The following is a 14,181-nucleotide window of genomic DNA, read 5'->3' on the forward strand; positions in this document are numbered from 1 at the left end:
TTCGCACGAAACCGGATCGGGCGCCGCTGCGCCCGCTCCGGCCAACTACAAGGACTGGAGACAACATGGCAACATCGACGCAGTCGCTGCCGGGCTCGTCCGGCGCATTCGAGGAAGCAACCTACCGCAAGGTCTCGTGGCGGCTCGTGCCGCTCCTGCTGCTGTGCTACGTGGTCGCGTATCTCGACCGCGTGAACGTCGGCTTCGCGAAACTGCAGATGGCGAGCGACCTGAACCTGAGCGACACCGTGTACGGGCTCGGCGCCGGGATCTTCTTCTTCGGCTATTTCCTGTTCGAAGTGCCGAGCAACATCATCCTGCACAAGGTCGGCGCGCGGGTGTGGATCGCGCGCATCATGGCGACCTGGGGCGTGATCTCGATCCTGACGATGTTCGTCACGACGCCCGCGATGTTCTACGTGATGCGCTTCCTGCTCGGCGTCGCCGAAGCGGGCTTCTTCCCCGGCGTGATCCTCTACCTCACGTACTGGTATCCCGCGCACCGGCGCGGCCGGATGACGACGTTCTTCATGACGGCCGTCGCCCTGTCCGGCGTGATCGGCGGGCCGATCTCGGGCTTCATCCTGAAGGCGTTCGACGGCGTGAGCGGCTGGCACGGCTGGCAATGGCTGTTCCTGCTCGAAGGCATCCCGTCGGTGCTCGCCGGCGTGCTCGTGTTCTTCACGCTCGACGAGCGGATCGCGAAGGCGACGTGGCTGACCGACGAGGAGAAGGCGCTGCTCGCCCGCAACGTCGACGCGGAGGAAGCGACCAAGGAGGACCTGTCGCTCGGCGCGGTGATGTCGAGCCCGCGCGTATGGCTGATGGCGCTGATCTATTTCTCGTTCGTGATGGGGCTCTACGGCGTCGGCTTCTGGCTGCCGACGATCATCAAGGCGACGGGCGTGACCGACACGATCATGATCGGCCTGCTGTCGGCGATTCCGTATGCGGCCGCGGTGGTCGCGATGATCCTGATCGCGCGCAGCGCGGACAAGCGCCGCGAACGCCGCTGGCACCTCGCGATTCCGGCGGCGATCGGCGCGCTCGGGCTCGTGCTGTCGGTGATCTGGGCGCACCAGACCGCGCTCGCGATGTTCGGCCTCACGCTCGCGACGATCGGCATCCTGACGACGCTGCCGCTGTTCTGGAGCCTGCCGACCGCCTTCCTCGGCGGCACGGCCGCCGCGGCCGGCATCGCGATGATCAATTCGATCGGCAACCTCGCCGGCTTCCTGAGCCCCTACCTGATGGGATGGCTCAAGCAGGCGACGAGCGCCAACGATGCGGGCATGTACATGCTCGCCGGGTTCCTCGTGCTCGGCGGGCTGCTCGCGCTGTCGGTGCCGAAGCGGCTGGTCGACAAGTGATGCGCGGCGCGTAACCGCACACCGGGCACACGGAGCGCGCCGGCCGACCGACTGCCTCCACCGAAACGCCCCGGCGACCGGCATCCGTCCGGTCGCCGGGGCGTTTTTGCTTTCGGACCGGCGCCACGCGGATCGACCGGACGCCACGCCAGACGGACGATGGCACCTTATCCATCAAATTATTCCCTTATGCTCCTATATATATGGAACAATAAAGAACATTCAGGGAATCATTTGCCGATCATGTTCCACACCGTCGAAGACACTGCCGCACGCCTGCGCGTCCATCCGAAGACCGTCCTGCGGTTCATTCGCGACGGCAAGCTGCGCGCGACGCGGGTCGGCCGTGCGTACCGCATCCTCGACACCGACCTCGCCGCGTTCGCGCCGGCGGCGCCGGCCGCCGCGCCGCGCGCGGTGCGCGTCACCAGCATCGTCGACATCCCCGACGCGTCGCAATCGCTGCACCAGTACCTGTCGCGGTCGCTGCACGCGATGGCGTCGGGCCGCACGTCGTACGTCGATCCCGTGCGGATCGACGTCACGTTCGACCCCGCCTCGAGCCTGGTCAAGGTCGTCGTCGCCGCGACGCCGGCCGACACGGCGGCGCTGATGTCGTCGCTCGACATGCTGCTGCAGAAAAGCGGGACATGAGCGCGATCTTCCGGTCGCCCCGCCACGCACGCGCGATTCGCGCCGCCTACGCGGCCGCGCTGTCGCACTGGCCGGCCGGCCATCGGCGCATCACGGTGCAAACGCGCCACGGCGCGACGCACGTGATCGCCTGCGGCCCCGAACACGCGCCGCCGGTCGTGCTGATCCATGGCGCGCAGACGACGGCGGCCAGCTGGCAGCACTACGCGGCCGCATGGTCGACGCACTTCCGGCTCTACGCGATCGACGTAATCGGCGAAGCGGGGCCGAGCGCGCCGTCGCGCCCGCCGCTGGCAAGCGACGCGTACGCGCAATGGCTCGACGACGTGCTGGACGGCCTGCAGGTGTCGCGCGCCGCGTTCGTCGGCATCTCGCTCGGCGCGCGCACGGCGCTCGACTTCGCGTTGCGCCGGCCCGCGCGCGTGACGCGGCTCGTGCTGCTCTGCCCGTCCGGCATCGGCCGGCAAAAGCCGTTTCTGTGGTGGGCACTCCCGCTGCTGCTGCTCGGCGAGGTCGGGCGCGCCTGCGTGCGACGGCGCGTGCTCGGCCGCCTGCCGCCCGCGTCGACGCCGGCCGAACGTGACGCGCTCGCACTGATGCGCGCCGTCGATCGCGGGTTTCGCCCGCGCCTCGAACCGATCCCGGTATTCGACGACGCGACGCTGCGCACGCTGTCCGCGCCCGTCCTGGCGATCGTCGGCGGTCGCGACGCGCTGCTCGATTCACGCGACACGCACGATCGCCTGACGCGTCTCGTACCGCACGCGCAGGTCCTGATGCTTCCCGAGCAGCGTCACTTCATCCGCGGGCAGCGCGACAACGTGCTCGCGTTTCTCATCTCGACGAAACCGATCGACATGCACCACCGAATCGTTCAGGCAGCCGGCAGCCGCGTGCTGGTCCGCGATCCTTGTGCCGGCCTCGTGCGGCGGGAAAGCGATGCGCTCGACCTCGTCGCGCTTGCGCACGAGCACGAAGCCGACTGGATCGCGATCGCCGCGGACGCGCTGCACGACGACTTCTACCGGCTCGACAGCGGGCTGGCCGGCACCGTGCTGCAGAAGCTCGTCAACTACGGCGTCCGGCTCGGCGTGGTCGGCGACATCGACCGCCGGCTCGCGCGCAGCGAAGCGCTGCGCGCGCTCGTTCGCGAGTCCAATCGCGGGGAGTCGGTCTGGTTCGTCGCGAGCGAGGCGGACCTGCTGCGCAGGCTCGGCGCATGACGGACAAAAAAAGCCCCGAAGGCCGCCTGGCGTTCGGGGCGTCTTGCGCGGCGCAGCCGCCGCGTCAGACCACGGTGATCGCGAGCGCGCTTTCGCGATAGTGCTTCGCCGCCTTGTCGGTTTCGCCGAGCTGCTCGAACAGGCGCGCGAGCGCGCGATGCGCCCGCACCTTCAGCGCGTCGTTGTCGGCCAGCTTCAACGCCGATTCGAGAAACGACTGCGCCTTGCCCCACAGCTGCTGCTGCTGGCAGAGGCGGCCGAGCGCGAACAGCAGGTCGGCATCGTCCGGGTGATCCTTCTTCCACCCTTCCGCCTTCTGGATCAGCGGCAGCGCATCGGCGCCGGCCGTATCCGGGTAACGGCGCAACAGTCGTGCATCCCAGTTGTGCGCGAGCGCGTCCTCGACGATGCGGCGCGCTTCGTTGCGACGCTCGAGCGGCACAAGCAGGTCGGCCGCGAGATCGGCCAGACGCGGCGACTGGCGCTCGACCGGCGACAGCGACTGCCACACTTCGAGCAGCGCGTCCGGGTCGTGCCGGCGTTCGCGCAGCAGGTTTTCCGCCGCCTGCTGGCGCAACCGCACGGCCGCGGCCGGATGCAGCGCCTCGCGCTTCTCGAGCGCCTTGGCGAGCTTCAGCACCTCGGCCCAGTTCTTCAACTGCTGCTGCGCACGCAGCGCGACCTGCTGCGCATGGATGCGCTTGCCGCCGGCCTGCATGTCGGCGAGCGCGGCGAGCGCGCCGTCGGCATCGCGCGCATCCGCGCGCATGTCGGCCGCGGCGAGCAGCCGTGCGTCCTGCCATTCCGGCGCATCGACTTTCGACAGCCAGTCGTCGCGGCGCGTGTACTCGTGCATCCGGTGCGCGGCCGTGGCGCCGACGAGACTCGCGGCGCCCAGGTTCGCGTCGACCGACAGCGCTTCACGCGCGGCCTTCTCCGCGCGCGAGAAGCGGCCCGCGTACAGGTTCGAAATCGCATCGCGCAGCGACGCCTGCGCCTTCTCGTTGCGCGAACGCGCACGATACGCGGCAACCCGCTGCGGCATGCGCCAGATGTTGCGCACGATGCGCAGCAGCGCGTACACGACGATGAACAGCACGACGATGGCGATCACGAACAGGTTCAGCGACACGTCGACCCGGTACGGCGGATAGACGAGCAGCACCTGCCCCGCGTCGAAACGGCCGACGGTGGCGAGCGCCGCGGCGATCGCGAACAGGACCGCGAGCCAGACGATTCCTCGAAGCGTCATCGTTACCCCCGGCTCTTGAACTGCTGAACGGCGTTCAGGCTGGTGTTCAGGTTCGGCACCGCGACCGTCAGCGACGCGCCGTCAACCTGCTTGAGCAGATCCTCGACGGTCTGCGTGTCCTTCGATGCCTGATCGAAATACTTCCCGAGCGACGCCTGCGCGGCGTGCAGGTCGGCCTTCATCGCGCTGTCGTTGCGCGCGAGCAGCGACAGCCGCGCGGTGAGCAGGCGCAGCTTCACGTTCTCGCGCACGAAGTAGCCCTGGTCGGGTGACGCGAGCATCGCGTCCGCGTTGTCGATCCGGCGCACCTGCACGAGGCCCTTGAGCTGCTGGCCCAGGCCGGCCGAGAAGTCGTGCCACCACACCTTCCAGCGCGGCTCGCCGGCTACCGCCGACGAAGCGGCTTCAACCGGCGCGGCCTTCGGCGCCGCATGCGGCACAATCGCCTCGCCGGACAGCGGCAGCGCGTCGATCTTCGCGATCGCGTCGTCGAGCTTGATCGCGAGGCCCGTGAGATCGGCCGCCGGCGCGGCCTTCAGTTTTTCGATGTCCAGCGCGAGCGCCTTGCGCACCGTGACGGCCTGCGCGCTCTGCGATGTCGCGAGACGCGCGTCGGCGTTCTGCAGCGCGATCAGCGCGAGCTGCGTGTTGCCGGTCAGCTGCAGCTGCTGGCTCGCGCTCGACAGCATCTGGTCGACTTCCTCGAGCATCCACGCATCGCGGTTGCGCGACAGGTCCTGGTATTGCTGCTGCAGCGCCTGCTGCGCGCTCTGCGCGTCCGCGAGCTTGCCGTCGAGCTGCGCGAGCTGCGTGTCGACCTGGTGCGTGCTGGCGAGCGCCTGCTCGGTCTTCATGCGCGTTTCGGCCGTCTGCGCGTCGAGCGCCTTCTGGCGCGCGACGAACGTGCCGTCGAGCCGGTCGATCTTGCGGTTCAGCGCATAGCCGCCGACACCGGCCGCGCAGCCGAGCACGACGACGACGAACCACAGCACCGCGCTGCCGCCGCGGCGCGCGTGCGGCTCGGGCGCGAGATAAGGGGGGCTGGACGGCAGTGCGGATGCAGCGGCCGGCTGGGAAGCGACGCTTTTGGAATCGTTGGTATCTGTCATGCGTTTAGTCACCGGTACGGCTGTCGCCGGTTGGACGGCCTCGTCGGCCATCGTTCGAAACGCGCGGACGATGCGCTCATCGCCCGCGCCGGTCAGCGTAATCCTATCAAAACCCAATGCGCGCGCGGTCTGCTCGATCCGCGGGTGCGGCGTGACGAGCGGCGCATGCTTCAGCGCGTCGATCTCCACATCGTTCAGGTGCGCGCGGGCCAGCTCGTGCAGGTTGCGCACGCCTTCCGAACTGGTGACGAGCCACGCATGCGGCCGGCCGTCGAGCAGCGCGTGCACGCGCTCCCATGCGCCGACGCGCGGCTCCGGCACGACGCGCCGGTAGGCGGCGACGAGCGTGACGTCCGCGCCGGCCTCGCGCAGCCGGTCGGCGAGCCATTCGCGCCCGCCGTCGCCGCGCACGATCAGCACGCGCTGGCCCGCCAGCGCCTGCGCGCCGCCGAACGCGGCCTCGATGCACGCGAACAGGCTTTCCGAATCGTAATGGGGGACGCCGCCGTCGGCCGGCGCCTGCGGCGCGATCACGCGGTGCGCGGGCGCCGCGATGCCGTGACGCTCGAGCGCCGCGACGCTGCCCGGCCCGACCACGCCGACCGGCAGCGCATTCGGCCAGATCGCGCCGTACTGCGCGAGCGCGCGGTCGATCGCGTTCGGCGACACGAAAATCACCAGCGCGTAATCGGCGAGCGCCGCGAACGCGGCATCGAGCGGCGCCGGGTCGTCGACCGGCGCGATGTCGATCAGCGGAAATTCGAGCACGTCGCAGCCGGCCTCGGCGAGTTGCGACGCAAGCGCGTCGGACTGGCCGTCCGGACGTGTCAGGACAGCGGTGAACGCGCGCGCGCCGCCCGCCATCAGGCGTCGCCCTTGCCGGCCTGCGAGGCCGAGAGCAGCGCCTGGACGATGTCGAGCGCGCCTTGCGCCTCGAGTTCGTCGGACACCGCACGGCCGAGCGCGAGCGCATCGGCGACCGTCATCACGGCGCCCCGCTCCTCGGCCGTCAGCACGCGCTTGCCGTCGGTCGTCGACACGCGGCCCGTCAGGTACAGTTCGCCCGCGCGCCACACCGCATGCGCGGCGAGCGGCACCTCGCAGCTGCCGCCGAGCGCGCGCGACACCATCCGTTCGGCCTCGACCGCGAGCGCCGTGCGTGGGTCGTGCAGCGGCGCGAGCCACGCGGCGACGTCGTCGCGGCGCGCGGCGATCTCGATGCCGAGCGCGCCCTGGCCGGCCGCGGGCGGGCTGGCTTCGACGTCGATCAGCGTGCGGATGCGCGCGTCGAGGCCGAGGCGTTTCAGGCCGGCGGCCGCGAGGATGATCGCCGCGTAGTCGCCGCGGTCGAGCTTCGCGAGGCGCGTGTCGAGGTTGCCGCGCAGCGGCAGGACTTCCAGGTGCGGATAGCGCGACCGCAGCATCGCTTCGCGGCGCAGGCTCGACGTGCCGACGACCGCGCCGGCGGGCAGCGCGTCGAGCGACGCGTAGTCGTTCGACACGAAGGCATCGCGCGGGTCTTCGCGCGCCATGATCGCGGCAAGCGAGAAGCCGTCGGGCAATGCCATCGGCACGTCCTTCAGCGAATGCACGGCGAGATCGGCGCGGCCGTCGGCCAGCGCGCTCTCCAGTTCCTTCACGAACAGGCCCTTGCCGCCGACCTTCGACAGCGTGCGATCGAGAATCTGATCGCCGCGGGTCGTCATCCCGAGGATTTTCACGTCACAAGCTGGATATAATTTGCGCAGCGCATCACGCACATGTTCGGCTTGCCACATCGCCAGGCGGCTCTCGCGCGAAGCAATCGTCAACGTCGCGGGCGGCTGTGCCTGTCGCGGCCCGGCCGCGGGGGTCTCGGAATTCATTGCTGGAACATCGAAGGACGGGATTGAAGATCGAACAATGGTAGCACGCACGCCCCGGCCCGCCCGGGCCCGGAGCCCGCGCCCGGCCTGCCCCCGTGCGGGTCGCGGCGCCGATGTGCGGATGTGCCGCACGTAGCTGGTTGCTTGACCGCAGTTCCCGCAGTTTCCGCAGTTCCTTTTGACTCGAGCTTTCCCAAGGAAACCCATCGTGAAGTCTTCCGGATCGGCGCGCACGGCGCGCCGCAATGCTGCCCTGTCCTCCTCCGACGCCTCGACGGACACCGTCGCCACCGCCGCGAACGGCCGTGCGAAAACGGCAACGAAACCGAAAGACCCGATACGTCAGACAAAACGCGTGACGAAAGCCGCCGGCGCCGCCGCCCGCACGGCCGCCGCGCCGAAGGCCGGCACGCGCACGCGCGAGGACAAGGACCGTCCGCTGTTCGAAGACATCCGCTTCCTCGGCCGCCTGCTGGGCGACGTCGTGCGCGAGCAGGAAGGCGATACGGTATTCGACGTCGTCGAGACGATCCGCCAGACCGCGGTCAAGTTCCGCCGCGAGGACGACAACGAAGCCGCGCAGACGCTCGAGAAGAAACTGCGCAAGCTGACGCCGGAACAGACGGTGAGCGTCGTGCGCGCGTTCAGCTATTTCTCGCATCTCGCGAACATCGCGGAAGACCGCCACCACAACCGCCGCCGCCGCATCCATGCGCTGGCGGGCTCGGCGTCGCAACCGGGCACGGTCGCGTACGCGCTCGAACAGCTGAAGACGACCGGCAACGCGTCGAAGCGCCTGCTGCAGCGCTTCTTCGACGATGCGCTGATCGTGCCGGTGCTGACCGCGCACCCGACCGAAGTGCAGCGCAAGAGCATCCTCGACGCGCAGCACGACATCGCGCGCCTGCTCGCCGAGCGCGACCAGGAACTGACCGCGCGCGAGCGCCAGTACAACGAAGCGATGCTGCGCGCGCGCGTCACCGCGCTGTGGCAGACCCGCATGCTGCGCGACGCGCGCCTGACGGTCGGCGACGAGATCGAGAACGCGCTGTCCTACTACCGCGCGACGTTCCTCGACGAGCTGCCCGCGCTGTACGGCGACATCGAGGCCGCGCTCGCCGAGCACGGCCTGTCCGCGCGCGTGCCCGCGTTCTTCCAGATGGGCAGCTGGATCGGCGGCGACCGCGACGGCAATCCGAACGTGACCGCCGCGACGCTCGACGAGGCGATCAACCGCCAGGCCGCGGTGATCCTCGAGCACTACCTGGAACAGGTGCACAAGCTCGGCGCCGAGCTGTCGGTGTCGAACCTGCTGGTCGGCGCGAACGACGCGGTGAAGGCGCTCGCGGCCGCCTCGCCCGACCAGTCGCCGCACCGCGTCGACGAACCGTATCGCCGCGCGCTGATCGGCATCTACACGCGGCTTGCCGCGAGCGCGCGCGTGCGCGTCGGCGAAGGCACGGTGCCCGTGCGCAGCGCGGGCCGCGGCGCGCCGCCGGTGCGCGCGATCCCGTATGCGGATTCCGAGGCGTTCGTCGCCGACCTGAAGGTGCTGACCGCCTCGCTCGACGAACACCACGGCACGTCGCTCGCCGCGCCGCGCCTCGCGCCGCTCGTGCGCGCGGCCGAGGTATTCGGCTTCCATCTCGCGAGCATCGACCTGCGCCAGAGCTCCGACATCCACGAAGCGGTGGTCGCCGAATTGTTCGCGCGCGCGGGCGTCGAGGCGAACTACGCGGCGCTCGCCGAGGAAGACAAGCTGCGCGTGCTGCTCGCCGCGCTCGCCGACCCGCGCCCGCTGCGCTCGCCGTACTTCGAATACTCGGCGCTCGCGCAGAGCGAGCTCGGCGTGTTCGAGAAGGCGCGCGAAGTCCGCGCGCAATTCGGCGCGCGCGCGGTGCGCAACTACATCATCTCGCATACGGAAACCGTCAGCGACCTCGTCGAGGTCCTGCTGCTGCAGAAGGAGACGGGGCTGCTCGAGGGCGCGCTCGGCGTGCCGGGCGGCGACGCGAGGAACAGCCTGATGGTGATCCCGCTGTTCGAGACGATTCCCGACCTGCGCGACGCCGCGCGCATCATGCGCGAATACTTCGCACTGCCGGGCATCGACGCGCTGATCGCCCACCAGGGCGCCGAGCAGGAAGTGATGCTCGGCTACTCGGACAGCAACAAGGACGGCGGCTTCCTCACGTCGAACTGGGAGCTGTACCGCGCGGAACTCGCGCTCGTCGACCTGTTCCGCGCCCGCAAGATCACGCTGCGGCTGTTCCACGGCCGCGGCGGCACGGTCGGCCGCGGCGGCGGCCCGACCTACCAGGCGATCCTGTCGCAGCCGCCGGGCACCGTGAACGGCCAGATCCGCCTGACCGAACAGGGCGAGGTGATCGCGAGCAAGTTCGCGAACCCCGAGATCGGCCGGCGCAACCTGGAGACCGTCGTCGCCGCGACGCTCGAGGCGTCGCTGCTGCCGCAGTCGAACGCGCCCGCGCAGTTGCCCGCGTTCGAAGCCGCGATGCAGACGCTGTCCGATTCGGCGATGGCCGCGTACCGCGCGCTCGTCTATGAGACCCCGGGCTTCACCGACTACTTCTTCTCGTCGACGCCGATCACCGAGATCGCCGAGCTGAACATCGGCAGCCGCCCGGCATCGCGCAAGCTGCAGGATCCGAAGCAGCGCAGGATCGAGGATCTGCGCGCGATTCCGTGGGGCTTCTCGTGGGGCCAGTGCCGGCTGCTGCTGACGGGCTGGTACGGCTTCGGCAGCGCGGTGAGCGCGTATCTCGACGGCGCCGGGGACGACGCCGAACGCACGAAGCGCGTCACGCTGCTGAAGAAGATGAACAAGACCTGGCCGTTCTTCTCGAACCTGATGTCGAACATGGACATGGTGCTCGCGAAGACCGATCTCGCGGTCGCATCGCGCTATGCGCAGCTCGTGTCCGACCGCAAGCTGCGCAAGCACGTGTTCGAGCGGATCGTCGCGGAATGGGAGCGCACGTCGCAGGCGCTCGCGGAGATCACCGGGCAGGAAGGCCGCCTCGCGACCAACCCGCTGCTCGCGCGCTCGATCAAGAACCGCTTCCCGTATCTCGATCCGCTGAACCACCTGCAGGTCGAGTTGATCAAGCGTCACCGCGCGGGCGACACGAACGCGCGGCTGCGCCGCGGGATCCACCTGACGATCAACGGGATCGCGGCCGGCCTGCGCAACACCGGCTGATCCGCCCGCGGCGCGGGCGCGTTCCGCGCCGGCCTGGACGCGAAAGCCGCGATACGCACGAGCGCGTATCGCGGCTTTTTTCATGGCGCGGCGCGCCGCGCGTTCAATGCGCGTCGATCAGCAGCGCGTCGTGCTCGAACGAACCGTCGGGCTGCACCGCGTAGTAGCCGCGCACCTCGTCGGGCGCGTGCGCCCACAGCGCGCGAATGCCGGTCACGCTGTCGGCCGGCGTGCGGATGCGCGCGACCCACGTGTCGAAATCGATCGGCAGCCGCCAGCGGCTGTGTACCTGCGCGTCGAAGCCGGCTTCGCGGAACATCGCGAGCCATTCGTCCGCCCGGTAGTCGCGCACGTGCGATGCGTCGCGCAGCACTTCCGCGGCCTGCAGGTACGTGTCGAGGAGCGGATGGTCGTTGCCGGCGATGTCGATCATCAGCACGCGGCCGCCCGGCTTCAGCACGCGGCGCACCTCGGCGAGCGCCGCGCGCAGGTCGTGCCAGTGGTGCGCGCTCATCCGGCTCACGACCCAGTCGAACGTCGCGGTATCGAACGGCAGCCGCTCGGCCGGCCCCTGCTGCGTGCGGATGTTCGCGAGCCCGCGCTCGCGCGCGGCCGCATCGACGGTCGCGAGCATCGGCGCGGCGAGATCGTAGGCGACCACGTCGCGCACGTGCGGCGCGACCGCGAAGCTCGCGTGGCCGGCGCCGCAGCCGAGATCGAGCACCGCGGCCTCGGGCGTCGCACTCACCGCGTCGGCGAGCGTCCGCAGGTCGGCACCCGTCGCATGAACCGTGCTCGTCAGATAGGCGGCGGCCGTCGTGCCGAATGCGTCGGCGACCTGGTCGTGGTGTTTCATCGTTCGCTCCTTTCTCTTGCGCAAGCGGCCGGCATGGATGCGCCAGCGCGCATTCCGGCCCCCTGCAACACGTTTGGTGGGACGCCCGCTGCCCTGCCAGCGTGCGACCCGCTACAATAGGCCCGCGTCTGTACCAGTACAAGTTAAGCAGTTATTCTGGTATTCAATCCACCTGCCTGAACGTTGCCGCGCCCCCGCTTCCCTTTTGCCGTTTCCGCATGAACCAGCCGTCCTCCGCCTCCGTCCCGCCGCTCGACGCCACGCCCGCCCGTGCGCTCGGCGAATTCATCCGTGCCCATCGCGAGCGGCTGTCGCCGCAGGCCGTCGGGCTGCCGCCCGGCCCGCGCCGCCGTACGCCGGGGTTGCGGCGCGAGGAAGTCGCGCAGCTGTGCGGCGTCAGCCCGACCTGGTACACGTGGATCGAGCAGGGCCGCCCGGTGTCCGCATCGGCCGACGCGCTCGCGCGGATCGCCGTCGCGCTGCAGCTGTCGAAGGCCGAGCGCGCCTACCTGTTCGAGCTGGCCGCGCAGCGCGATCCGGCCGAGCCCGACGTCGCGGGCGGCGACCTGCCGCCGACGCTCGCCGCGACCGTCGCGGCGATCGCGACGCCCGCGTACGTGCTCGACCGGCAATGGAACGCGCTCGCGTGGAACGCGCCGGCCGCCGCGCTCTTTTCCGGCTGGCTCGACGGCGAGCACGACCGCAACCTGCTGCGCTTCACGTTCATGTCGCCGGCCGCGCGCACGCTGATCGTCGACTGGGAAACCCGCGCCCGGCGGCTCGCGGCCGAATTCCGCGCCGATTCGATCCGCCACCTGGCCGACGCGCCGACGCGCGCGCTGATCGACGCGCTGACCGCCGGCAGCGACGCGTTCGCGCAGTACTGGGCGTCGCAGGACGTGTTCGAACGCGAAGGCGGGCGGCGCGAATTCGACCATCCGGCCGACGGGCGCCTCGTGTACCAGCAGATCACGCTGAAGCCCGCGCACCGCGAGGACCTGAAGCTGGTCGTGCTCGTGCGCGACTGAGCGGGCCGGCCCGCGCGGGCCACGGCCGGCAGGCCCGCGAATGTTAGAATTGCAGGATTCCCTCGGCGGCGCACGCTGCCCAACTCCCCTTCGAAGAATCGCCATGACGTCCCAACTGCACAAAAAGGGCGAGGCCTGGTCGGCCCGCTTCTCGGAACCGATGTCGGAACTGGTCAAGCGCTACACGTCGTCGGTGTTTTTCGACAAGCGCCTCGCGCTCGTCGACATCGCCGGCTCGCTCGCGCACGCGAACATGCTCGCCGCGCAGAAGATCATCAGCGCCGACGACCTGGCCGCGATCGAACGCGGAATGGCACAGATCAAGGGCGAGATCGAGCGCGGCGAATTCGAATGGCAGCTCGACCTCGAAGACGTCCACCTGAACATCGAGGCGCGCCTGACCGCGCTGATCGGCGATGCCGGCAAGCGCCTGCACACGGGCCGCTCGCGCAACGACCAGGTCGCGACCGACATCCGCCTGTGGCTGCGCGGCGAGATCGACCGCATCGGTGGCCTGCTGAACGACCTGCGCGGCGCGCTGATCGACCTCGCGGAACAGAACGCCGACACGATCATGCCCGGCTTCACGCACCTGCAGGTCGCGCAACCCGTCACGTTCGGCCACCACCTGCTCGCGTACGTCGAGATGTTCACGCGCGACGCGGAACGCATGCGCGACTGCCGCACGCGCGTGAACCGCCTGCCGCTCGGCGCGGCCGCGCTCGCGGGCACGAGCTATCCGATCGATCGTCATGCGGTCGCGAAGACGCTCGGCTTCGACGGCATCTGCGCGAACTCGCTCGACGCGGTGTCCGATCGCGACTTCGCGATCGAATTCACGGCCGCCTCGGCGCTGGTGATGACGCACGTGTCGCGCTTCTCCGAAGAGCTCGTGCTGTGGATGAGCCCGCGCGTCGGCTTCATCGACATCGCCGACCGCTTCTGCACCGGCAGCTCGATCATGCCGCAGAAGAAGAACCCGGACGTGCCCGAGCTCGCGCGCGGCAAGACGGGCCGCGTGAACGGCCACCTGATGGCGCTGCTGACGCTGATGAAGGGCCAGCCGCTCGCGTACAACAAGGACAACCAGGAAGACAAGGAACCGCTGTTCGACACGGTCGACACCGTTGCCGACACGCTGCGGATCTTCGCCGAGATGGTCGCGGGCATCACCGTGAAGCCGGACGCGATGCGCGCGGCCGCGCTGCAGGGCTTCTCGACCGCCACCGACCTCGCCGACTACCTCGTGAAGCGCGGCCTGCCGTTCCGCGACGCGCACGAAGCCGTCGCGCACGCGGTGAAGATCTGCGACGACCGCGGCATCGACCTCGCCGACCTGACGCTCGACGAGATGAAGCAGGAACTGCCGAACGTCGCGCACCTGATCGGCGACGACGTGTTCGGCTACCTGACGCTGGAAGGGTCGGTCGCGAGCCGCAACCACCCGGGCGGCACCGCGCCCGACCAGGTGCGTGCGGCCGTCAAGGCAGCCCGCGCCGCACTGGGCCGGTAACCGCCTGCCGTCATGGACGGACGCCTTCGGCGTCCGTTTTTCATTCGGGCGGCCGTCGCGCCGCCCATCGCCCGCCCTGCTTCCCGGA

The 14,181-nt window shown here is 69.8% G+C and carries 10 protein-coding genes; 6 read left to right on the forward strand and 4 right to left on the reverse strand.

All coding sequences use genetic code 11. From position 1 onward, the window contains the following. The first annotated feature begins 65 nt into the window (after positions 1-65). The 3 genes from WJ12_RS12180 (at position 66) to WJ12_RS12190 (ending at position 3,247) form a co-directional block, all read left to right on the forward strand. Positions 66-1,370: an MFS transporter gene (locus WJ12_RS12180; protein WP_034186243.1), complete on the forward strand. Its 1,305-nt coding sequence runs from the start codon at positions 66-68 to the stop codon at positions 1,368-1,370. 243 nt (positions 1,371-1,613) lie between these two features. Continuing rightward, positions 1,614-2,024, forward strand: coding sequence for a helix-turn-helix domain-containing protein (locus WJ12_RS12185; RefSeq protein WP_034186333.1), 411 nt, complete (start codon positions 1,614-1,616; stop codon positions 2,022-2,024). Next, a complete protein-coding gene (locus WJ12_RS12190; RefSeq protein WP_059560392.1) occupies positions 2,021-3,247 on the forward strand; it encodes an alpha/beta fold hydrolase in 1,227 nt (408 codons plus the stop codon). The genes WJ12_RS12185 and WJ12_RS12190 overlap by 4 nt, the downstream gene beginning before the upstream one ends. Before the next feature lie 64 nt (positions 3,248-3,311). Here WJ12_RS12190 and WJ12_RS12195 read toward each other — a convergent pair whose 3' ends face one another. Genes WJ12_RS12195 through hemC form a run of 3 tightly spaced genes read right to left on the reverse strand, consistent with a single transcriptional unit; the run spans position 3,312 to position 7,473 of the window. Next, positions 3,312-4,499 carry a heme biosynthesis protein HemY gene (locus WJ12_RS12195; RefSeq protein WP_034186245.1) on the reverse strand — a complete coding sequence of 396 codons (1,188 nt, stop codon included), beginning with the start codon at positions 4,497-4,499 and terminating at the stop codon, positions 3,312-3,314. A 2-nt stretch (positions 4,500-4,501) separates the two neighbouring features. Further along, the gene (hemDX, locus tag WJ12_RS12200) at positions 4,502-6,472 is read right to left on the reverse strand and encodes a fused uroporphyrinogen-III synthase HemD/membrane protein HemX (RefSeq protein ID WP_069245686.1); all 1,971 of its coding nucleotides are present in this window, start codon (positions 6,470-6,472) and stop codon (positions 4,502-4,504) included. Then, on the reverse strand, positions 6,472-7,473 hold the full coding sequence (gene hemC / locus WJ12_RS12205; RefSeq protein ID WP_059560386.1) for a hydroxymethylbilane synthase: 1,002 nt from the start codon (positions 7,471-7,473) through the stop codon (positions 6,472-6,474). The genes hemDX and hemC overlap by 1 nt, the downstream gene beginning before the upstream one ends. A gap of 208 nt (positions 7,474-7,681) precedes the next feature. Between hemC and ppc the strand changes: the two genes are divergently transcribed. Continuing rightward, the gene (gene ppc / locus WJ12_RS12210; RefSeq protein WP_034186248.1) at positions 7,682-10,696 is read left to right on the forward strand and encodes a phosphoenolpyruvate carboxylase; all 3,015 of its coding nucleotides are present in this window, start codon (positions 7,682-7,684) and stop codon (positions 10,694-10,696) included. 103 nt (positions 10,697-10,799) lie between these two features. Here ppc and WJ12_RS12215 read toward each other — a convergent pair whose 3' ends face one another. After that, positions 10,800-11,552: a class I SAM-dependent methyltransferase gene (locus tag WJ12_RS12215; protein ID WP_034186249.1), complete on the reverse strand. Its 753-nt coding sequence runs from the start codon at positions 11,550-11,552 to the stop codon at positions 10,800-10,802. Positions 11,553-11,770: 218 nt separating this feature from the next. Here WJ12_RS12215 and WJ12_RS12220 point away from each other — a divergent pair, with 218 nt between their 5' ends. Both WJ12_RS12220 and argH read left to right on the forward strand, forming a co-directional pair. Next, on the forward strand, positions 11,771-12,580 hold the full coding sequence (locus tag WJ12_RS12220) for a helix-turn-helix transcriptional regulator (protein ID WP_034186250.1): 810 nt from the start codon (positions 11,771-11,773) through the stop codon (positions 12,578-12,580). 103 nt (positions 12,581-12,683) lie between these two features. Next, entirely contained in the window at positions 12,684-14,093 is a 1,410-nt protein-coding gene (argH, locus tag WJ12_RS12225; protein WP_059560384.1) for an argininosuccinate lyase, read from the forward strand. Positions 14,094-14,181 lie beyond the last annotated feature (88 nt).

This window comes from Burkholderia seminalis (assembly GCF_001718535.1).
GTDB classification, from domain to species: Bacteria; Pseudomonadota; Gammaproteobacteria; order Burkholderiales; family Burkholderiaceae; genus Burkholderia; species Burkholderia seminalis.

What these genes read in the sequence shown, in the direction of transcription:
- WJ12_RS12180 (WP_034186243.1), top strand. Translation starts at nt 66, where the DNA reads ATGGCAACATCGACGCAGTCGCTGCCGGGCTCGTCCGGCGCATTCGAG.
- WJ12_RS12185 (WP_034186333.1), top strand. Translation starts at nt 1,614, where the DNA reads ATGTTCCACACCGTCGAAGACACTGCCGCACGCCTGCGCGTCCATCCG.
- WJ12_RS12190 (WP_059560392.1), top strand. Translation starts at nt 2,021, where the DNA reads ATGAGCGCGATCTTCCGGTCGCCCCGCCACGCACGCGCGATTCGCGCC.
- WJ12_RS12195 (WP_034186245.1), bottom strand. Translation starts at nt 4,499, where the DNA reads ATGACGCTTCGAGGAATCGTCTGGCTCGCGGTCCTGTTCGCGATCGCC.
- hemDX (WP_069245686.1), bottom strand. Translation starts at nt 6,472, where the DNA reads ATGGCGGGCGGCGCGCGCGCGTTCACCGCTGTCCTGACACGTCCGGAC.
- hemC (WP_059560386.1), bottom strand. Translation starts at nt 7,473, where the DNA reads ATGAATTCCGAGACCCCCGCGGCCGGGCCGCGACAGGCACAGCCGCCC.
- WJ12_RS12215 (WP_034186249.1), bottom strand. Translation starts at nt 11,552, where the DNA reads ATGAAACACCACGACCAGGTCGCCGACGCATTCGGCACGACGGCCGCC.
- WJ12_RS12220 (WP_034186250.1), top strand. Translation starts at nt 11,771, where the DNA reads ATGAACCAGCCGTCCTCCGCCTCCGTCCCGCCGCTCGACGCCACGCCC.
- argH (WP_059560384.1), top strand. Translation starts at nt 12,684, where the DNA reads ATGACGTCCCAACTGCACAAAAAGGGCGAGGCCTGGTCGGCCCGCTTC.